This window comes from Microbacterium sp. STRO-1N (assembly GCF_057748015.1).
This window is the reverse complement of sequence record NZ_CM173234.1, coordinates 2,186,619-2,206,028: the sequence shown is the minus strand read 5'-3', so window position 1 is coordinate 2,206,028 and position 19,410 is coordinate 2,186,619. Positions and strand designations below refer to the sequence as shown.

Annotated in this window: 24 protein-coding genes; 17 read left to right on the top strand and 7 right to left on the bottom strand. The window is 67.7% G+C overall.

Annotation, left to right across the window (positions count from 1 at the left end):
- Positions 1–654 (bottom strand): hypothetical protein, encoded by a 654-nt coding sequence (locus tag AC3ANJ_RS10645; protein ID WP_488316283.1) that lies wholly within the window; start codon positions 652–654, stop codon positions 1–3.
- Between the two features lie 33 nt (positions 655–687).
- Here AC3ANJ_RS10645 and ftsY point away from each other — a divergent pair, with 33 nt between their 5' ends.
- Entirely contained in the window at positions 688–1,563 is an 876-nt protein-coding gene (gene ftsY / locus AC3ANJ_RS10640) for a signal recognition particle-docking protein FtsY (RefSeq protein WP_488316282.1), read from the top strand.
- Between the two features lie 42 nt (positions 1,564–1,605).
- On the top strand, positions 1,606–2,106 hold the full coding sequence (locus AC3ANJ_RS10635; RefSeq protein WP_406250006.1) for a DUF2004 domain-containing protein: 501 nt from the start codon (positions 1,606–1,608) through the stop codon (positions 2,104–2,106).
- Between the two features lie 12 nt (positions 2,107–2,118).
- Here AC3ANJ_RS10635 and lipA read toward each other — a convergent pair whose 3' ends face one another.
- Together lipA and lipB are read right to left on the bottom strand one after the other, a co-directional pair.
- Positions 2,119–3,111 (bottom strand): lipoyl synthase, encoded by a 993-nt coding sequence (gene lipA / locus AC3ANJ_RS10630; protein WP_406250007.1) that lies wholly within the window; start codon positions 3,109–3,111, stop codon positions 2,119–2,121.
- Positions 3,108–3,746 (bottom strand): lipoyl(octanoyl) transferase LipB, encoded by a 639-nt coding sequence (gene lipB, locus AC3ANJ_RS10625; protein ID WP_488316281.1) that lies wholly within the window; start codon positions 3,744–3,746, stop codon positions 3,108–3,110. Before lipB ends, lipA begins: the two co-directional genes overlap by 4 nt.
- A gap of 88 nt (positions 3,747–3,834) precedes the next feature.
- Here lipB and AC3ANJ_RS10620 point away from each other — a divergent pair, with 88 nt between their 5' ends.
- The 4 genes from AC3ANJ_RS10620 to ffh all read left to right on the top strand — a co-directional run bounded on the left by AC3ANJ_RS10620 (position 3,835) and on the right by ffh (position 7,165).
- Entirely contained in the window at positions 3,835–4,422 is a 588-nt protein-coding gene (locus AC3ANJ_RS10620; protein ID WP_488316280.1) for a TetR/AcrR family transcriptional regulator, read from the top strand.
- 64 nt (positions 4,423–4,486) lie between these two features.
- Positions 4,487–5,092, top strand: a complete 606-nt coding sequence (locus AC3ANJ_RS10615) for a hypothetical protein (protein WP_488316279.1) — start codon at positions 4,487–4,489, stop codon at positions 5,090–5,092.
- The gene (locus AC3ANJ_RS10610) at positions 5,089–5,595 is read left to right on the top strand and encodes an RNA polymerase sigma factor (RefSeq protein WP_488316278.1); all 507 of its coding nucleotides are present in this window, start codon (positions 5,089–5,091) and stop codon (positions 5,593–5,595) included. The genes AC3ANJ_RS10615 and AC3ANJ_RS10610 overlap by 4 nt, the downstream gene beginning before the upstream one ends.
- A gap of 13 nt (positions 5,596–5,608) precedes the next feature.
- Positions 5,609–7,165 carry a signal recognition particle protein gene (gene ffh, locus AC3ANJ_RS10605; protein ID WP_488316277.1) on the top strand — a complete coding sequence of 519 codons (1,557 nt, stop codon included), beginning with the start codon at positions 5,609–5,611 and terminating at the stop codon, positions 7,163–7,165.
- 16 nt (positions 7,166–7,181) lie between these two features.
- On the opposite strand, the gene AC3ANJ_RS10600 is transcribed toward ffh, so the two are convergent.
- Positions 7,182–8,888 carry a glycerol-3-phosphate dehydrogenase/oxidase gene (locus AC3ANJ_RS10600; protein WP_488316276.1) on the bottom strand — a complete coding sequence of 569 codons (1,707 nt, stop codon included), beginning with the start codon at positions 8,886–8,888 and terminating at the stop codon, positions 7,182–7,184.
- 87 nt (positions 8,889–8,975) lie between these two features.
- Here AC3ANJ_RS10600 and AC3ANJ_RS10595 point away from each other — a divergent pair, with 87 nt between their 5' ends.
- Together AC3ANJ_RS10595 and glpK are read left to right on the top strand one after the other, a co-directional pair.
- Positions 8,976–9,941 (top strand): sugar-binding transcriptional regulator, encoded by a 966-nt coding sequence (locus AC3ANJ_RS10595; RefSeq protein WP_488316275.1) that lies wholly within the window; start codon positions 8,976–8,978, stop codon positions 9,939–9,941.
- Between the two features lie 97 nt (positions 9,942–10,038).
- Positions 10,039–11,535: a glycerol kinase GlpK gene (gene glpK / locus AC3ANJ_RS10590; protein WP_488316274.1), complete on the top strand. Its 1,497-nt coding sequence runs from the start codon at positions 10,039–10,041 to the stop codon at positions 11,533–11,535.
- Between the two features lie 12 nt (positions 11,536–11,547).
- On the opposite strand, the gene AC3ANJ_RS10585 is transcribed toward glpK, so the two are convergent.
- Positions 11,548–12,693: a glutamate--cysteine ligase gene (locus AC3ANJ_RS10585; RefSeq protein ID WP_488316273.1), complete on the bottom strand. Its 1,146-nt coding sequence runs from the start codon at positions 12,691–12,693 to the stop codon at positions 11,548–11,550.
- Between the two features lie 211 nt (positions 12,694–12,904).
- Between AC3ANJ_RS10585 and rpsP the strand changes: the two genes are divergently transcribed.
- From rpsP to trmD, 4 genes are read left to right on the top strand one after another with little or no spacing between them, the layout of a single operon-like run.
- Positions 12,905–13,342 (top strand): 30S ribosomal protein S16, encoded by a 438-nt coding sequence (gene rpsP / locus AC3ANJ_RS10580; protein ID WP_406250024.1) that lies wholly within the window; start codon positions 12,905–12,907, stop codon positions 13,340–13,342.
- Positions 13,343–13,348: 6 nt separating this feature from the next.
- Entirely contained in the window at positions 13,349–13,579 is a 231-nt protein-coding gene (locus AC3ANJ_RS10575; RefSeq protein ID WP_406250025.1) for an RNA-binding protein, read from the top strand.
- A 1-nt stretch (position 13,580) separates the two neighbouring features.
- A complete protein-coding gene (gene rimM, locus AC3ANJ_RS10570) occupies positions 13,581–14,174 on the top strand; it encodes a ribosome maturation factor RimM (protein WP_488316272.1) in 594 nt (197 codons plus the stop codon).
- An 18-nt stretch (positions 14,175–14,192) separates the two neighbouring features.
- Positions 14,193–14,897 carry a tRNA (guanosine(37)-N1)-methyltransferase TrmD gene (trmD, locus tag AC3ANJ_RS10565; RefSeq protein WP_488316271.1) on the top strand — a complete coding sequence of 235 codons (705 nt, stop codon included), beginning with the start codon at positions 14,193–14,195 and terminating at the stop codon, positions 14,895–14,897.
- Positions 14,898–14,899: 2 nt separating this feature from the next.
- Here the strand turns inward: trmD and AC3ANJ_RS10560 are convergent, their stop codons facing one another.
- Complete coding sequence (locus AC3ANJ_RS10560; RefSeq protein WP_488316270.1) at positions 14,900–15,493, bottom strand: histidine phosphatase family protein; 594 nt, start codon at positions 15,491–15,493, stop codon at positions 14,900–14,902.
- A 60-nt stretch (positions 15,494–15,553) separates the two neighbouring features.
- Between AC3ANJ_RS10560 and AC3ANJ_RS10555 the strand changes: the two genes are divergently transcribed.
- Positions 15,554–15,997 carry a pyrimidine dimer DNA glycosylase/endonuclease V gene (locus AC3ANJ_RS10555; RefSeq protein WP_488316269.1) on the top strand — a complete coding sequence of 148 codons (444 nt, stop codon included), beginning with the start codon at positions 15,554–15,556 and terminating at the stop codon, positions 15,995–15,997.
- 11 nt (positions 15,998–16,008) lie between these two features.
- Here the strand turns inward: AC3ANJ_RS10555 and map are convergent, their stop codons facing one another.
- On the bottom strand, positions 16,009–16,791 hold the full coding sequence (gene map / locus AC3ANJ_RS10550) for a type I methionyl aminopeptidase (protein ID WP_488316268.1): 783 nt from the start codon (positions 16,789–16,791) through the stop codon (positions 16,009–16,011).
- A gap of 108 nt (positions 16,792–16,899) precedes the next feature.
- Between map and AC3ANJ_RS10545 the strand changes: the two genes are divergently transcribed.
- The 4 genes from AC3ANJ_RS10545 to rnhB all read left to right on the top strand — a co-directional run bounded on the left by AC3ANJ_RS10545 (position 16,900) and on the right by rnhB (position 19,408).
- A complete protein-coding gene (locus AC3ANJ_RS10545; RefSeq protein WP_488316267.1) occupies positions 16,900–17,388 on the top strand; it encodes an MFS transporter permease in 489 nt (162 codons plus the stop codon).
- Between the two features lie 164 nt (positions 17,389–17,552).
- Positions 17,553–17,900 (top strand): 50S ribosomal protein L19, encoded by a 348-nt coding sequence (gene rplS / locus AC3ANJ_RS10540; RefSeq protein WP_406250035.1) that lies wholly within the window; start codon positions 17,553–17,555, stop codon positions 17,898–17,900.
- A 120-nt stretch (positions 17,901–18,020) separates the two neighbouring features.
- Positions 18,021–18,752: a signal peptidase I gene (gene lepB / locus AC3ANJ_RS10535; RefSeq protein ID WP_488316266.1), complete on the top strand. Its 732-nt coding sequence runs from the start codon at positions 18,021–18,023 to the stop codon at positions 18,750–18,752.
- Positions 18,749–19,408 (top strand): ribonuclease HII, encoded by a 660-nt coding sequence (gene rnhB, locus AC3ANJ_RS10530; protein WP_488319266.1) that lies wholly within the window; start codon positions 18,749–18,751, stop codon positions 19,406–19,408. Before lepB ends, rnhB begins: the two co-directional genes overlap by 4 nt.
- Positions 19,409–19,410: the final 2 nt, after the last annotated feature.

Sequence of the window (19,410 nt, the reverse complement as noted above, 5' to 3'; positions counted from 1 at the left end):
CTACAGCCCGCTTTCGAACTCGGCGACGACACCCGCGAACCCGTCCACGTCCTGCGCCCTGTGCTGGGCACCCGGCAGCACGACGTGTCGCGCGCCACCGCCGGCGAGGACGCCGGCGATCACCTCGTACTCGTCGTTCCATCCGCCGGTCACCACCAGGGTCGGGATGCCGTCGAGCATGTCCTCCCGCACTGCATGTCCCCATGGCAGGTTCGTCCTGGCCCAGCGTTCGGCGACGGGACGCTCGTCGTCCCACCGCGCTGCGTCGAACGGCCCGCCGAACATGAGGGGACGCAGGATCGCCCAGAACCCGCGCAGGTTCCCGGCATCCGCCTGCGTCCGCGCCTCCGTCACGATGCCGATGTGCCGTTCGATCGCGGGATGTCCTCTGGCGATGTCGTACAGCGCCGGCTCCACGAGCACGAGACCCTTCGGCTTCATGGCGCGTGCGGAGAGCGCCGCCGGCACGGCGCCGATCGAGTGGGCGAACACGAGAGCGCCCTGAGGACCCTCGGCGAGAAGATGCGCCTGCTCGGCGACGCTCATCGCTCCGAAGGTGAGGAACTCGCCACCCGCATCCGCTTGAGACGGCCACGCGGACGCACCCTGGCGACCGCCTCCGTGGACGTAGAGCCGACTGAGCGCTGCCTGCATCCCGCGATCGTAGCGTGGCCGTAGGCTGGAGGCATGGCGGAGAAGTCCTGGTCCCTCGGTCGCGCATTGCGCGGCATGTTCGTCAAACCCACGATCGACGAGACGACGTGGGAGGACCTCGAGACCGCGCTGATCACCGCCGACTTCGGCCCTGACATCACCGAACGCGTCGTCGAGGAGCTGCAGGACAAGGTCGAGAAGTACCGTACGACCGATCCGAAGGACCTCCAGCGGATGCTGCGGGAAACCCTCGAGGAGCACTTCGCGAAGTTCGACACGACGCTCAAGCTCACCGAACGTCCGGCCGTCGTGCTGGTCGTCGGAGTGAACGGCGTCGGCAAGACGACCACGATCGGCAAGTTCACCAAGTTCCTCCGTCGCTACGAGCGCAGTGTCGTCGTCGGTGCGGCTGACACGTTCCGCGCGGCCGCGGTCGATCAGCTGGCCACCTGGGCGCAGCGCGCCGGAGCCGCGATCGTTCGGCCGCAGCACGAGGGGCAGGACCCGGCGTCCGTCGCTTTCCAGACGGTCGAGTACGCCAAGAGCCAGGGCGTCGAGATCGCGATCATCGACACGGCGGGTCGCCTGCACACCAAGGGCGGGCTGATGGATGAGCTCGGCAAGATCCGCCGAGTCGTCGAGAAGCAGGCGCCGATCAGCGAGGTTCTCCTCGTGCTCGACGCGACCACCGGGCAGAACGGCGTCATGCAGGCCGAGTCGTTCCTGCAGCACGCCGGGGTCACCGGGCTCGTGATCACGAAGCTCGACGGTTCGGCCAAGGCGGGGTTCGTGCTCGCCGTGCAGGAGCGCACCGGCATCCCGGTGAAACTGCTCGGTCAGGGCGAGGGCATCGATGATCTCACGGGCTTCACGCCGCACGCTTTCGTGCAGGCGCTGGTCGGCCAGTGATCGGGACTACCGCGAGCGCGCAGGGACTGGTTTCATAGCGTTATGGCGATCGAACACGACTATTTCGGGCTCCTGTCCTCAGGGCCGGACGGATCGATCTTCTGGTCGGAGACGGTCGAGTTCGGCGACCAGTCCGTGACCGTCGATCTCACGGCGCCGGACCAGGACGACGTATCGCCTGACGCGCTGGACATCGCCGCCGCGCTCATCTCTGGCCTGGAGGATGTCGACGCCACAGCCCGCCGCGGCATGCTCGCCGAGGTCGACGATCGCACCAGTGAGGTGACCGAGTACATCCTGCAGCAGCAGGAGGCGTACGGAGACGAGCTCGTCGATGTTCTGGTCGACGTCTCGGGCGATGCCGCCGTCGACATCATCCGATCGCTCAAACTGATGAGCATGACGATTCTCGCGGACGAGCACGGCGGCTCCGAACCGTTCGCCGTGCTCGAGTACGCGCTGGATGCCGAGGACACCGACGACGTTCTGCTGGTGAACCTTGCGTCCGACGGCACTGTCCAATCGGTGATGAGCGCGGACTAGCGCTGAGCGGGATCACACCGCCTGTGCGAAGCCCAGGTCGGCGCTCTCCGCGATGTGCGCGAGGTGGGACGGGATCTCGCGCCCCTTCGACACCATCGACTGCGCCCACAGCCGACCGGCGCGGTACGACGAGCGCACCAGGGGACCCGCGAGCACGCCGAGGAACCCGATGCGCTCGGCTTCCTCCTTGAACTCGACGAACTCCGCCGGCTTCACCCAGCGCGCCACCGGCAGGTGACGCGGTGTGGGGCGCAGATACTGCGTGATCGTGATGATGTCGCACCCGGCGTCGTGGAGGTCCTGCAGCGCCTGGACGACCTCCTCCGGCTCCTCGCCCATGCCGAGGATCAGGTTGGACTTCGTGATGAGTCCGGCATCCCGACCCTGTGTGAGCACGTTCAGCGAGCGCTCGTACTTGAAGGCGGGACGGATGCGCTTGAAGATCCGCGGGACGGTCTCGACGTTGTGCGCGAACACCTCTGGGCGCGCGTCGAAGATCTGGCCGAGGAAGGCCGGGTCGGCGTTGTGCTCGTTCGCGAGCAGCTCGACGCCGGTGTTCGGGTTCAGCTCATGGATCTTGCGCACCGTCTCCGCGTTGAGCCATGCACCCGTGTCCGGGAGGTCGTCGCGCGCCACACTCGTGACGGTCGCGTAGCGCAGTCCCATCTGGCGGACGCTCTCGGCGACGCGGCGGGGCTCATCCGTGTCGTAGGCGTCCGGCTTGCCGGTGTCGATCTGGCAGAAGTCGCAGCGACGCGTGCACTGCGAGCCGCCGATCAGGAACGTCGCCTCCTTGTCCTCCCAGCACTCGAAGATGTTGGGGCAGCCGGCCTCCTGGCAGACGGTGTGCAGGCCCTCGTCCTTCACGAGCGCATGCAGCGCCTGGTACTCCGGCCCCAGCTTCGCCTTGGTCTTGATCCACTCGGGCTTGCGCTCGATCGGCGTTTCGGCGTTGCGGATCTCGAGACGCAGCAGCTTGCGTCCATCCGGTGCTGCGGCGCTCATGCCGGCACCTCCGCGTACTCGGCGGCGAAAGCGGCCGCGACCTGCGCGACGATGTCGCCGGGGGAGACGTCGCGTCCCACCACCTCGCTCACCGTCGTGACTCCGGCGTCCGTGATCCCGCACGGGATGATGCCGCGGAATCCGGCGAGCGTGTTGTCGCAGTTGATCGCGAAGCCGTGCATCGTCACGCCCTGCTGGACGCGCACGCCGATAGCGGCCACCTTGTCCTCGCTGAGGGGGCGGCGCACCCAGACGCCGCTGCGGCCCTCGACCTGGTATCCGTCGACGCCGAGCGGGCGCAGCACGTCGATGAGGAGGCGCTCGAGCCGTCGCACGTGGGCGACGACATCCATCGGCTCCGGCAGACGCACGATCGGATACCCGACCAGCTGACCCGGACCGTGCCAGGTGATCTTGCCGCCGCGGTCGACGTCGACCACGGGTGTGCCGTCCTGTGGTCGCTCCTGCGGCTCGGTGCGCTTGCCTGCGGTGTACACGGCCTCGTGCTCGAGCAGGATGAGCGTGTCGGGGCCGGCCCCGGATACGACATCGGCATGGATGCGCCGCTGCAGGTCCCAGCCGTCGAGATAGGGAACGAACTCGGGGTCGAGTCCGGCGATCTGGATATCGAGCATGCTCGTCCTTCATCTGTTGTTGGATGCGGTCCAACAATACGCTTCTTCCGGACGATGGGGACGAGACGGCACGCGGTACGGTGAAGGGGTGACCACCGACAGCCGTGCAGGGCGCCCCCGCGCCTCGTCTCGCGAGACGCTCGCCGAGGCTGCCTGCGAGCTGTTCCTCGAGCAGGGGTACGAAGCGACGTCGATCGCCGACATCACCCGCCGCGCAGGCGTCAGCCGCTCCAGTTTCTTCAACTACTTCTCGTCGAAGAGCGACGTGCTCTGGTCGGGGATCGATGAGCGCATGGACCAGGCGATCAGTGCGCTCAGAGCGCTCGGACCGGGTGCCGATGGCGACGCCGTGCGCAGCGTCCTGCTCCTGGTGGTGCGCGACTTCGCCCCGGACCCTCTCGCGCTGGCCCTGCGCAATTCGGCAGCCATGGGGCTCGATGACGAACTCGTCGGCGAGACGGGGCTGCGCCTGGCGCAGCTGGCCTCGGCGATCTCCGAGGCGGCACGAGCATCGGGGATCGATGTGATCCGTGCCGATATCCTCGGCGCCGCGCACGCGGCCGCCGTGATCTCCTCGCTGCGGGTGTGGGCGGAGCAGGGGGCCGGTCAATTGTCCGTGGAGTCGGTGCTGCTGGACGCACTCGGCACGATCCACGACCTGCCCTGGGCGATCTGAATCCTGCGCGGACGAAACGCCCGCTGCCGGACATGTCATGAGTGAACCCACCGAGGAGGAACTCATGACCAGGGATCAGTTGGACGACCTGCTGGATGCTTCGGCACCGGCCGCGCGGACGATCGCGTCGAGCGATGTGCGAGCGATGGTGCTCGACGCGCGGGCGCAGGCGGCGCCGCGGCAACCTCGGGCGAAGAAGGCGGCGCTCGTGACCGGTGCTCTTGCGTTGCTGATGGTGGGCGGTGCCGGGGTGGCGACGGCGTCCGATTACTGGGCCGCTCTGAACAATCCGGTCGGCTCGTACACCTATCAAGTGCCGAGCGGCGCAACGTGCGAGGTCGTCTTCGGGGATGTGCAGATCGTCGAGCGGCGCGACCGTGCGCGACGTGATCAGCTCGAGAGCGAGTTGAAGGCGTGGTTCCAGGCAACGGATGTCGTCGAGATCGCCGAGTCGCAGGTCGATGAGTACATCCGAGATCGTCACGACGCGCTGGCGGCGGCGGGCCGGGTCCAGGGCGAGCTCACCGGATACGACCTCGACATGGCCTACGCCTACGCGATCGATCAGTCCATCTCCGACCAGGCAATGGCCGAGTTCGAGCGCGTGGGGGTCCTGGACGAGATCGCGGGCTACGGTTCCCAAGGGCGCTGCCCGGAGCTCGACAAGTGACCCGCCGTCCCGCCGACGCCGCGCTGATCGCCGCGTTCGAAGCCTCGGCATCCGATCTGCTCGCGTATCTCTCGCGGCGGACGAACGCCGACGACGCCCCGGATCTTCTCGGCGAAGCGATGATCGTCGCCTGGCGCCGGGTCAAAGAGCTCCCCGCCGACCCCGAGCGCGCGCGGATGTGGCTGTTCGGCGTCGCGCGCGGCACGTTGCAGAACCATGCCAGAGGCGAGCGTCGCCGCTGGGCGCTGGCCGATCGCATCCGCGGACACTTCCAAGAGGACGCGACGGCACCGGCCGCGGACGCCGGAAGCGAGGTCCGCGACGCGATCGATCGCCTCGAGCCCGACCTCGCCGAAATGGTCCGGCTCGTGCACTGGGACCGGCTCAGTCTCACGGATGCCGCCGAGATGCTCGGCATCCCGGCATCCACCGCGCGAGGTCGTTACCAGCGTGCGAAAGAGCACCTGCGGGCCGCGCTGAGCGTGGAGGTTCCGCTCGCGTAGAATCGAGAGCACCATGGCTACCTTTGGCACGCTCTCCGATCGGCTCACCGAGACCTTCCGCAACCTGCGCACGAAGGGAAAGCTGACAGCCGCCGATGTCGACGGCACCGTCCGCGAGATCCGTCGCGCCCTGCTGGATGCCGACGTCGCCCTCGTCGTCGTCAAGGAATTCACTGCGAAGGTCCGTGAGCGCGCTCTCGGCGACGAGGTCAACAAGGCCCTGAACCCCGCGCAGCAGGTCGTGCAGATCGTCAATGAGGAGCTCGTGGGCATCCTCGGTGGCGAGCAGCGCCGCCTCGAGTTCGCGAAGACGCCGCCGACTGTCATCATGCTGGCGGGTCTGCAGGGTTCGGGTAAGACGACGTTCGCCGGCAAGCTCGCCAAGATGCTCGAGAAGGACGGTCACACGCCGCTCCTGGTCGCCGCCGACCTGCAGCGTCCGAACGCCGTGAACCAGCTGCAGGTCGTCGCCGAGCAGGCCGGCGCCACGATCTACGCCCCCGAGCCGGGCAACGGCGTCGGTGACCCGGTGAAGGTCTCGCGCGACGGCGTCGAATACGCCCGCCGTCAGCTGCACGACGTGGTCATCATCGACACCGCGGGCCGCCTCGGCGTCGACGCCGAGCTGATGAAGCAGGCCGCCGACATCCGCACGGCCACGAACCCGGACGAGGTCCTGTTCGTCATCGACGCGATGATCGGTCAGGATGCCGTGAACACGGCCAAGGCGTTCCAGGACGGGGTCGACTTCACCGGCGTCGTCCTGTCGAAGCTCGACGGCGACGCGCGCGGTGGAGCTGCCCTGTCGGTGGCATCCGTCACGGGGCGTCCGATCATCTTCGCGTCGACCGGTGAGGGACTCGACGATCTCGAGGCGTTCCACCCGGACCGCATGGCGAGCCGCATCCTCGACCTCGGTGACGTTCTCACCCTGATCGAGCAGGCGCAGCAGGCGTTCGACGAGGAAGAGGCGATGAAAGTCGCCGAGAAGCTCGCGAACGAGGCCTTCACGCTCGAGGACTTCCTCGACCAGCTTCAGCAGATGAAGAAGATGGGCTCGATGAAGAAGATGCTCGGGATGCTCCCGGGCATGGGCCAGATGAAGCAGCAGCTGGACGACTTCGACGAGCGCGAGATCGACCGCACCGAGGCCATCATCCGCTCGATGACGCCGGGCGAACGTCGCAACCCGAAGGTCCTCAACGGCTCGCGCCGACTGCGCATCGCGCGCGGTTCCGGCATGACCGTCACCGACGTCAACCAGCTCGTCCAGCGGTTCGAGCAGGCGGCCAAGATGATGAAGACCGTCGCCCGAGGCGGTACGCCCCAGATCCCCGGCATGGGTCCTGTTCCCGGCATGGGCCGCACCGGCGCGTCGGCCAAGCGCGGCAAGAAGGGCAAGTCCAAGGGCCCGTCGCGCTCCGGCAACCCGGCCAAGCGCGCAGCCGAGAACGCGGGCGCTCCCGTCGGAGCGCCGACGGGTTCGGGGTTCGGCCTGGGCGGCGGCGGTCAGGCAGCGCCCAGCGAGGCGGATCTCGCCGAGATCCAGAAGCTGTTCGGCAAGGGCTGAGTCCCGCGACCCCCGTTCAACGAGCGAGGTGGGCGGAGCCGGTGGCCTCCACGCCGTGCGCCTCGCGCAGTGTCGAGAGCGTGTCGTCGATCTCGGCATCCGTTCGGACGGCATCCCAGCCCAGCAGCGGAGCGAGACCGTCGGCGATCATCCGGATTGCGTCGGCGTCCGCGTCGCCGGTGAACGCGAGGCTCGTGCGACGGAAGACGACGTCGCCCACGTGCTGCACCTTCTCATGCTCGACCATCCAGGCCAGCTCGCGGGTCGAGAGGGTGTCGCCCAGCAGCGGCTCATCGTTCTCCAACGCGAGGAAGTCGGCGACGTCTGCCGCCCGCGTTCCGTAGCGCGTGAAGAGCACACGTCCGCGGGCCGTGTCGCCGACGTTCTGACGCAGCCATTCGATGCGTCGTCTCGGCGTCTTCGGGTACCCGTTGCCGCCGCCGATCCGCACCCCCTTCGTGCTGGTCGAGCGCTCGCGACCGAGCTCTGCGAGCACGCGATCCCCGAGCGTCTCGCCGAGGGCTCGGAACGTCGTCCACTTGCCTCCGACCAGACTCAGCACCGCTGGCATCCCGGCGTCCTGACGCCGCTCGATGCGGTAGTCGCGTGAGACGAAACCAGGGGCCGTGTCGTCATGGTGCGGAAGAGGCCTGATGCCCGAGTAGCGGTACACGATCTGCGAGCGATCGACCACGATCGTGGGGAACACGTGCGCGATGAGAGCGAAGAAGTAGTCGACCTCCTCCTCGGTGCACCGCGCCGGTTCCCGTGGATCCGCCTCGAGGTCAGTGGTGCCGACGAGCACGCGATCCTTCAGCGGGTAGATCAGCACGATCCGCCCGTCGGAGTGCTCGAAGAAGATCTCGCGGCCGCCGGTGGCATCCAGCAGTCCGGGGTGGTCGAGAACGATGTGCGAGCCCTTGGTGCCTCCCATGAACGTCGTCGCGGTGCCGAGTGCCTCATTGGTGAGATCGGTCCACGGTCCGGAGGCGTTGACGACGACGTCGGCCGCGATGTGGAACTCGCTCCCCGTCTCGCGGTCGCGCAACAGGACGCCCGAGGCGTCGAGGCCGACGGCCTCCACGTAGTTCAGCGCGCGGGCGCCGGTGTGGGCGGCCTCGCCGTCTCGGAGCACATCCAGTGCGAGGCGCTCGGGGTCGTGCACCGAAGCGTCGTAGTAGGTCGCGGTGTACTTGATGTTCGGATCGAGCTCCGGAAGCGCGGCGAGCGACTTCTTCCGACCGTGGAAGCGGTGTCGCTGAACCGTGCCGCCGTCGCGGGAGAACGTGTCGTAGAGGGTCAGCCCGACCTTGATGAGGAACGCGCCGCGCTCGGTGGGCTTGCCCTGCTTGTGGGTCAGGAACCGGAGGGGAGCCGCGAGGATGCCGGAGAACGTGGAGTAGATCGGAATCGTGGTCTCGAGCGGTTTGACGTAGTGCGGGGCGGTCTTCAGCAGGCCGTTGCGTTCCTGAACGGACTCCTTGACGAGCCGGAACTCGCCGTTCTCGAGGTAGCGGATCCCGCCGTGGATCATGTGGCTGGATGCCGCGGTCGCGCCGCTCGCGAAATCGTCGCGTTCGACCAGCAGGACGTCGACCCCCTGCATCGCGAGGTCCCGGAACGTCGAGATCCCGTTGATGCCCGCGCCGATGATGACCACGCTCGTACGTCCGGATTCCCGTGCAGCCCTGACCTCGTCGCGCTCTCGAATCATCTCGCCCATGGTGTGTCCTCCCAGACCCCTCACGCTCTATCCTTGGGGCATCGGCACACTCGCGCAAGCGGTGTGCACATACGTGCAGGAGGTGGGATGAGCGCGACCGGTCTCAGCGATCCGCGGACGGCTTCGGCGCTGCGGGCCGCGCAGATGTATTACCTGCAGGACATGACGATGGATGCCATCGCTCGCGAACTCAGCACCTCACGCTCCTCGGTCTCGCGTCTGCTCAGCCATGCACGGGAGACCGGGCTGGTCGAGATCCAGATCCATCAGCCGCAGGGGCAGGAGCTGCAGCTGGAGGAGACGATCCGCGCGCGATTCGGCATCGCAGCGCACGTCGTGCCGACTCCGAAGAATCTGTCCGACGTGGAGCGGTTCGAACGCGTGGCGATGAGCGCGGCACGACTCCTGCCGCTCTACTTCGATTCGAACATGACGCTTGGCATCGGCTGGGGCTCGACCCTGGATGCGATCAGCCGGCACCTGCCGCGGAAGGAGACGCACAACACCACGGTCGTGCAGCTCAACGGCGCAGGCAATACGTTCACGACCGGCATCGACTACGCCAGCGAGATCCTCCAGCGCTTCGGGCAGGCGTTCGGCTCCGGCATCCAGCAGTTCCCCGTCCCGGCGTTCTTCGACGACCCGTTGACGAAGGAGGCGATGTGGCGCGAGCGAAGCATGCGGCGGGTGCTCGATCTGCAGGCGCGTGCCGATGTGGTCGTGTTCGGGCTCGGTTCGCCCTTCGCAGAGGTGCCCAGCCGCGTCTACATCGGCGGCTATCTCAGTCGCGACGACTATCGGAGCCTCCGAGAGGACAAGGTGGTGGGAGATATCGCGACCGTGTTCTACCGTCAGGACGGCACCTGGCAGGACATCGAGCTCAACGCCCGTGCGACGGGACCCGCCTTCGGCGTTCTGGGCCGCGTGGCACGGCGGATCTGCGTCGTGTCCGGCGTGCAGAAGCTCGCCAGCCTTCGCGGGGCGATCGCCACGGGGCTCGTCACCGATCTGGTTCTGGACGAGCATCTGGCCGAACACCTCGTCGACCGGTGATGCACGTTCGTGCACGGCGGCCGTGGAGAGCTCCGCGCATCTCCTAGGCTGTCGTCGACACGGACATCGCCGTCACGACGCGGGAGAGCACAACGTCATGCACATCGTCGCCATCGATCAGGGCACAACCAGTACGCGGGCCATCGTCTTCGACGACCGCGGCGAGATCGTCGCCAGCGGTCAGCTCGAGCACGAGCAGATCCTCCCCGAAGCGGGCTGGGTGGAGCACGATGCGACGGAGATCTGGCGCAACACGCAGTCCGTGATCCAAACGGCGCTCGCGCAGGCGAAGGTGTCCGCCGACGATGTCGCCGGCATCGGGATCACCAATCAGCGCGAGACCGCGGTGGTGTGGGACCGACGCACCGGCGATCCCGTGTGCAACGCGATCGTGTGGCAGGACACGCGCACGCAGAACCTCATCGACGCGCTCGCGGCAGACGGAGGAGTGCGCCGGTTCGCCGAGAAGACCGGACTGCCCCTGGCGACGTACTTCTCGGCATCCAAGCTGAACTGGATCCTGACGCACGTCGACGGTGCACGCGAGCGCGCCGAGGCCGGCGACCTGCTGTTCGGCACCCCGGACACGTGGCTGCTGTGGAATCTGACGGGCGGCGTGGACGGCGGCGTGCACGCCACGGACGTGACCAACGCCAGCCGCACGCTGCTGATGGATCTGCGCACGCTCGACTGGGACGACGATCTCCTTGCCGCATTCGACATCCCGCGGTCGATGCTGCCGGAGATCCGGTCGTCGTCGGAGACCTTCGGGAAGACGATCGGCACCGCGTTGGACGGCGTGCCGATCGCGGCTATCCTCGGCGATCAGCAGGCGGCGACGTTCGGGCAGGTCGCTTTCGAGGCGGGGGAGTCGAAGAACACGTACGGCACCGGCAACTTCCTCATCGTCGGCACGGGGGAGGAGATCGTCACGAGCGACAACGGGCTGATCACCACCGTGGCGTACCGACTCGGCGACGCGGCGCCCCGGTACGCGCTGGAGGGCTCGATCGCGGTCACCGGGTCGCTGGTCCAGTGGCTCCGCGACAACCTCGGGATCATCTCGCGCGCCCCTGAGGTCGAGGAGCTCGCGCTCACGGTCGAGGACAACGGCGGGGTCTACATCGTTCCCGCGTTCTCCGGGCTGTTCGCGCCTTACTGGCGACCGGATGCGCGCGGCGCCATCCTCGGCCTGACCCGATTCGCGAACAAGGGCCACATCGCGCGAGCGGCACTGGAGGCCGTCGCCTTCCAGACGCGCGAGGTCGTGGATGCCGTGGCGGCGGATACGGGAATGGCGCTGTCCGAGATGCGTGTCGACGGCGGCATGGCGGCGAACGCCACTCTGCTGCAGATCCAGGCCGACGTTCTGGGCGTCCCCGTGGTCCGACCGGCCATCATCGAGACCACGGCGCTGGGCGCGGCCTACGCGGCCGGGCTCGCGGTCGGGGTCTGGAAGGACCTGGACGAACTGCGCAGCATGTGGCACGAGGATGCCCGTTTCGAACCGCGCATCGATCAGGTCGATCGTGAGCGCGGCCTCGCGCGCTGGCGCAAGGCCGTCACCCGCACGTTCGACTGGGTGGAGGGCTGAGGACGGATCGCGTCAGGCGAGCGAGCCCTCCGGACCCGAGCGGAACTCTCGGATCAGATGGTGGACGACCTCGCGCAGATCGCCGTCGGAGGCCTCGGCGACGCTGATCTGTCGTTCGTAGCTCGCACCGCCCGTGATGATCGATCCGGCGCGAGCGAACTCGGCCGCGCACCCGAGATCCACGGCGACGGGGGCGAGATCCGCGAGCAGTTCTGACACGTGCTCGCGCACGGGCGCCTGCGTCCCGTCCGCATCAGTGATCAGGCGGGCGTCCAGGCCGTACCGCGCGGAGCGCCACTTGTTCTCGCGGTGGAACCACGCCGGCATGATGGGCAGTCGCTCACCGGCATCCAGCAGACGGGAGAAATGCTCCACGAGCACCTGGACGAGCGCTGCCACCGACGCGAGTTCGGCGAGCGTCGAAAGGCCGTCGCAGGCGCGGACCTCGATCGTCCCCCAGCGCGGGGCCGGGCGGATGTCCCAGCGCACCTCGGTCGCGTCCGCCATGACCCCTGTTGTGACCATGTCGTCCAGATAGTGCTCGAACTCGCTCCAGGTGTGCAGGGGCCAGGGGAGTCCCGCCGTCGGCAGCTGCTGGAACACGAGCGCCCGGTTCGATGCGTATCCGGTGCGCTCGCCCGCCCAGAACGGACTCGACGCCGCAAGCGCCTGGAGGTGCGGGAGGTACCCCGTCAGCGCACCGATGATGGGGAGGACTTTGTCCCGATCCTCGACGCCGACATGCACGTGGATGCCCCAGATCATCATGTTGCGCCCCCACCACTGGGTGCGTTCGATGAGCGTGTGATACCGCGTCTTGTCGGTGACCCGCTGGTCGTACCACTGTGCGAACGGGTGACTGCCGGCGGAGAGCAGCTCGATGCCTGCGGGGCCGGTGGCCGCGCGCACGGCGGCGATGGCTGCGGCGATGTCATCGACGGCGTGCGCGACCGACGTCCCCACGCCGCTGGTCACCTCGATCGTGTTGGTCAGAAGTTCGCCGGTGACGGTGTGCCGCTCGCTCTCGCTCTCCTCCTCGAGAGCCGTGAGCAGTTCCGGTGCACGTCCGACGAGGTCGCCGGTGTCCGGATCGGCGAGCATGATCTCCCACTCCAGCCCCACGGTGGAGCGAGCGGATTCAGCGAAAGCGACGGTCACGAGCACAGTCTGACACGGGCGCTCGCGCGGATCGACGCGCGGAGACACATCACGTTTCGCGCGTGGCGGGCTGATCTGGCAGAATAGAAGGTCGGACGGCTCACTCGACCCTCTATCCAGCGAGAACGTCCTCCCGCAGAGCTTCCGCCGGGTGTGCACCCCACTCTCCAGGCGATCGGTTCAAACTTCCTTCACACAATTCAGGAGAATCGTGGCTGTCAAGATTCGTCTCAAGCGCCTGGGCAAGATCCGCGCGCCTTACTACCGCATCGTCGTCGCCGACTCGCGCACCAAGCGCGATGGTCGCGTGATCGAGGAGATCGGCAAGTACCACCCCACCGAGGAGCCCTCGTTCATCGAGGTCGACTCCGAGCGTGCGCAGTACTGGCTGTCCGTCGGCGCGCAGCCGACCGAGCAGGTCGCCGCTCTGCTGAAGATCACGGGCGACTGGGGCAAGTTCAAGGGCGACAAGGACGCGAAGTCCACCCTCAAGGTCGCCGAGCCCAAGGCTGCGTTCGAGATCGACGCATCCAAGAAGTCGGTCGTCAAGCCGAAGGCTGAGAAGAAGGAGACTCCCGCTGAGGAGGCTCCCGCTGCTGCCGAGGCCGACGCGGAGGCCGTCGAGGCTCCCGCCGCCGACGCCGAGTAATCCGTCGTGCTGTCCGCCGCGCTCGAACACGTCGTCAAGGGGATCGTCGATCACCCGGACGACGTCCGCGTCACCGAATCCACGTCGCCGCGAGGCGACCTGCTCGAGGTGCGTGTGCACCCCGATGATCGTGGACGCGTGATCGGGCGCGGCGGTCGCACCGCGAAGGCGCTGCGCACGCTGATCTCCGCCCTTGCCGACGGACGTCGAGTGCGCGTCGACGTCGCGGACGACTGACGTGGCGGCGAACGACAAGGGTCAGGGGCGCAACCAGCTGCGTGTCGGCCGTCTGGTCAAGGCGCACGGGCTCAAGGGCGCCCTCAAGCTCGAGCTGTACACCGACAACCCGGAGGGACGCTTCGTCCCCGGTGCCGAGTTCACGTTGCAGGTGCCAGAGGCATCTCCGTGGCACGGCAAGACCATCACGGTGCGCGAGTACCGCGTGATGAACGGCAACCCCGTGGTGTTCTTCGACGACATCGCGGACCGCGACGCAGCCGAAGGCCTCGTGCGGGCCATTCTGTGGATCGACCAGGGTGACATCGAGCCCGAGGACAACGCCTGGTACGACCACCAGCTGACCGGCCTCGACGTCGTGCGCGACGAGCAGGTCATCGGACGCGTCGTCCGTATCGATCATCTGCCCTCGCAGGACCTTCTCATCGTCCGGCCGACCGGGTCGGATGCGGAGATCATGGTTCCCTTCGTCGAGGCGATCGTTCCGACGGTGGACATCGAAGCGGGCCGCGTCATCGTCACGCCTCCGGCGGGCCTTTTCGAGGAGTTGCAGGACGCCGACTCCGATGACCAGTCGCCCGCCGACGCATCCTGATCCGCCTATCCTGATCCCGTGCGCTTCGACGTCGTCTCGATCTTCCCGTCGTACTTCGACGGGCTGACGCTGTCCCTGCTCGGCAAGGCACAGGATGCCGGGATCATCGACCTGAACGTGCGCGATCTGCGCGATTGGACCAGCGACCGCCATCGCACCGTGGACGACACCCCGTACGGGGGTGGAGCGGGCATGGTGATGAAGCCGGAGCCGTGGGCCCTCGCGCTCGACGAACTCGCCGCAGGGTCGGCATCCGACGCGAAGCCGACGTTCATCTTCCCGTCGCCGGCGGGTGAGGTGTTCACCCAGGCCACGGCGCGCGATCTCGCCACGCGTGAGCATCTCGTGTTCGGCTGCGGTCGCTACGAAGGCATCGACGAGCGGGTCTTCGAGTACGCAGCCGATCTCGGCGAAGTGCGCCTGGTCAGCCTCGGCGACTACGTGCTCAATGGGGGAGAGGTGGCCGTCATGGCCATGATCGAGGCGATCGGTCGCCTCATCCCCGGCGTCGTCGGAAACCCTGAGAGCCTCGTCGAGGAATCGCACGAAGACGGCCTGCTCGAGTACCCGTCATACACCAAGCCGGCCTCGTGGCGCGGCCGCGACGTCCCTCCGGTGCTGCTGAGCGGCAATCATGGCGCGATTGCGTCCTGGCGCCGTGATCAGCAGCTCGAGCGCACCCGGTCCCGTCGCCCTGACCTGCTCCGCGACGACCCGGCCTGAAGTCAGAGTACCCGCTCGACGCCATCGTCGATCTCGAACACCAGGCCGTGCGGATGCCGCAACGACAGAGCCGTGGCGGCATCGAGGCCACGGAGTTCGGCACGCAGCATCCTGCCGATCATCTCGTGCGACACGAGCAGGGGCGGGCCGTCCGCGGCCCAACCGCACTCGCTCAAGGCCTTGCGTGCGCGCAGGCGCGCCTGCGCATAGCTCTCGCCGCCGGGGAACGCCCAGCCGTAGCGGTTCTCCGCGCGGTCGGCGCGGGCACCGGGGAACGCCTCCTCGATCTCGACCCACGTCATGCCCGCCATGTCACCGTGATCGATCTCGGCGAGATCGGCGACTTCGATGACACGCGCGTCCAACCGCTCGGCGATGATGACCGCTGTGGCCATGGCGCGGCCCAGTGGGCTGGAGCAGACCGTTCCGATTCCCGAACCCACCAGCCGCTCGGCGGCGGCCTGCGCCTGGGCGATACCGTCGGCGGTGAGCGGGGAATCGAGCTGCCCCTGGAGTCGACCCTGAACGCTCCACGTCGTCTGACCGTGACGGGCGAGATATGCCCGATGCGGCACGTGACGGTCGCGCGGAATCATGCCCCCAGAATGGCACAGCGATCACGAGTCAGGCGAGACCCGCGGAGATAGGATCGACGGGTGAGGATCTGGTCGCTGCATCCGAGGTATCTCGATCGTCAGGGGCTGACCGCCTGCTGGCGCGAGGCGCTGCTCGCGCAGGCGGTGCTGAACGGTGCGACTCGCGGATACACCAGACACCCGCAGCTCGTACGATTCCGGTCGAGTGCCGACCCGCTCGCGTCCATCGGCGGATATCTGCGGGGCGTGGCATCGGAGGCGGATGCCCGCGGCTACCGCTTCGACCGCTCGCGCATCATCCACGAGGCGGAGGACCCGGAGCGGCTCGAGGTCACGGACGGCCAGCTCGCGCTGGAATGGAAGCACCTGATCGTCAAACTCGCCCTGCGCAGTCCCGAGGTCGGCGAACGGTGGGCGGATGTGGTCGCCCCGGAGCCGCACCCGCTCTTCGTCGTGGTGACGGGTCCGGTGGCGGATTGGGAGCGCGCGGGGCGCGCAGCCTGACGGGCCGCGGCTCAGTCGACGCCGAGGAAGGAGCGATCTGTGAGGATGATCGGACCGTCCTCCGTGATGGCGATCGTGTGCTCGGAGTGCGCGCCGCGAGATCCGTCGGCACTGCGCAGCGTCCAGCCGTCGGCATCCGTGACGAGTTCGTCCGTGGTGGCGAGGAACCAGGGCTCGAGCGCGAGCACGAGACCGGCGCGCAGCGGGAAGCCGCGACCGGCGCGACCGTCGTTGGCCACGTGCGGGTCGCCGTGCATCGTGCGCCCGACGCCGTGGCCTCCGAAATCGGTGTTGATGCGGTAGCCCTCGCCGTACGCGATCTCCGCGATCGACGCCGAGATGTCGCCGATGCGGTTGCCGACGGTTGCCGTGGCGATCGCGGCATCCAGCGCCCGCTCGGTCGTGTCGATCAGGCGGAGATCCGCTTCGCGAGCCGTGCCGACCACGAATGAGACGGCGGAGTCGGCGACCCAGCCGTCGACGGCCACGGCGAAGTCGAGTGTCACGAGGTCGCCGTCACGGAGCACGTAGTCATGGGGAAGTCCGTGCAGGACGGCATCGTTGACGGAGGTGCAGATGACCTTGCCGAACGGACCACGGCCGAACGATGGCGCGTAGTCGATGTAGCAGGACTCGGCACCCGTTTTGCGGATCATGTCGTGCGCGCGACGGTCGATGTCCAGCAGGTTCGTGCCGATCTTCGTGTCGTCGCGCAGTGCGGCGAGGGTCTCGGCGACGAATCGTCCGGCGGCTCGCATCTCGTCGATCTCGGCCGGAGTGCGCAATTCGATCATGGTGTTCCTCTCGTCCTGTCCATTCTCCCGGATCGGAGAGGGCCGGGGCTGCACCCGCTCTCAGCGAACACCACGATTGGGCCGCTGTCTGCGACGTACGATCGCTGTATGTGGTTGCGTGAGGCGTTCTTCCGGTGGCTGATCCCGGCCGCCTTCGTGCTGCCGCTGTGGCTTCTGATCGGCTGGGGAGTGTTCTCGGGCGGTGGCTGGGCCTTCCTGTCCCTCTTCATCGGCATCCCGTCGGTGTTCATCGGGCAGCTTCTTCTCACGCTGCTCGTGCGCGCGCGACCGTCGGTGCGCGTCAGCCGTGCGGTCTCGTGGTGGGATGTCGCAGGCTTCAGCCTCTGGCACGCCCTCACCATCGCCGTCGGGTTCTATCCGTCCTGGTTCGCCCCCGCGCTCACGCTCGCCATCATCGTCGGGATCGGCGTGATCTGGTCGTCCCTGTGGCAGCTGTGGAAAGAGGCCGGCACGGCCGGCGGCATCCGCGTCGTGACTACTTCGTGGCGGACGCCCGTGGTCGACGAATCGGCCGACGCGCAGACGGCGGACCCAGAGGTGTTCGTGATCCGGGAGAAGCCCGACACCGAGCGCTGAGCGCGTTTTGGCGGTATCGGGCATCCATGGCAGAATAGGTCCTTGTGCCGTGATCGGCTCTGCCTCAGGGGAGCCCGCGGACGCTCGCGTTCCGTTCAGCACACACCTTACGTATTCCTTCCAGCATGCACCCGACCTGTGGCGGATGCAGAGAGTAGACGATCATGCAGATCCTCGACGCCGTCGATGCGGCTTCGCTTCGTTCGGACCTTCCCGACTTCGGCCCCGGTGACACGATCAACGTGCACGTGAACATCACCGAGGGCAACCGCTCGCGTATCCAGATCTTCAAGGGCGTCGTCATCGGCCGCCAGGGCGACGGCGTGCGCGAGACCTTCACGGTCCGAAAGATCAGCTTCCAGGTGGGCGTCGAGCGCACCTTCCCGGTGCACTCCCCGGTGATCGACCACATCGAGGTCGTCACCCGTGGTGACGTGCGTCGCGCGAAGCTCTACTACCTGCGCAACCTCCGCGGCAAGAAGGCCAAGATCAAGGAGAAGCGCGACAACTGATTCGTCGCCTCTTCGAAGCACCCCGGGACACTCGTGCCCCGGGGTGCTTTCTTTCGGGCAGGATATGCAACGCTTGTACAGCCGTACCGACGTCCGGCGTGAAGCTCGTGAAGGAATGCGATGACGACTGAGTCCACCCCGGCACCGGAACCGAAGCGCCGGCGTGGCGTCCTGATCTTCCTCCGGGACGTGCTGATCATCGTCGTCATCGCCGCGCTGGTGTCGTTCCTCGTCAAGACCTTCGTCGTGCGCTCGTTCTACATCCCCTCCGGCTCGATGGAGCGGACGCTGCTCGTGAACGACCGCATCCTGGTCGATGAGCTCACTCCGCGCTGGACGGGCTACGAGCGCGGTGACGTCGTCGTGTTCAAGGATCCGGGCGGATGGCTTCCGCCAGCGATCCAGGAGCCGGCGCAGCCGCCTCTGGTCGCGTTCGTCGACGGCGTGCTGACGTTCATCGGCATCTCGGCATCGGACTCGCAGGACCATCTCGTCAAGCGGCTCATCGGACTGCCCGGAGACCACGTCGTGTGCTGCAACTCGCTCGGACAGGTCTCCGTGAACGGTTCGCCCGTCGATGAGCTCTCGTATCTGAACCTGCCGGAGGGCGACACGCTCGCCTCGGAGGAGCCGTTCGACGTGACGGTGCCCGAGGGGCAGCTCTGGCTGCTCGGCGACAACCGTGACCGCTCTCAGGACGCCAGGGCGCACCAGGATCTGCCCAGCGGTGGATTCGTCCCGCTGGACAACGTCGTCGGCAAGGCTTTCCTGACCACCTGGCCGTTGGATCGCATCGGCGTCATCGACGGTCATCACGAGGTCTTCAACGGCGTGCCGGAACCGGAATGGTGACGATCGTCGCTCCGACGCTCCGGCTCGAACGCTCGCTCCTCAAGGAGAACGAGCTGATCATCGCGCTCGACGAGGTCGGTCGCGGCGCGCTGGCGGGTCCGGTAACGGTCGGCGCGGCGGTGATGGATGCCGCGGGTGCACGCCGCCGCGTCCCCGACGGGCTGCGCGATTCGAAGCTCATCACCGAGCGACGGCGCCCCGAGGTCGCGCTGCGGGCCTCGGCATGGGTTCCGGCATCCGCTCTGGGGTGGGCGAGCGCGGCGGAAGTCGACGAGGTCGGCATCATGCGTGCCCTGGGTCTTGCGGCGTCCCGTGCGCTGTCGGCGGTGGCGGAGCAGGGCGTGCAGACCGACCGCGCGCTGGTGATCCTGGACGGAAACCACGATTACGTGTCCGCTGTGCACCCGTCGCGGCTTCAGGTGCGGCCGGTGATCAAGGCCGATAGGGACTGCGCGTCGGTCTCGGTGGCGTCGGTGATCGCCAAGGTCGCCCGCGATGCCCTGATGACGCAGTTCCACGACGAGCATCCCGCCTATCAGTGGGACCGCAACAAGGGTTACGCCAGCCTGGACCATCGCGCTGCGATCCGGGAGCACGGGCTGTCGCCGCTGCACCGCTCCTCGTGGGCGATCGCAGACGCACCGACCCTGTTCTAGCC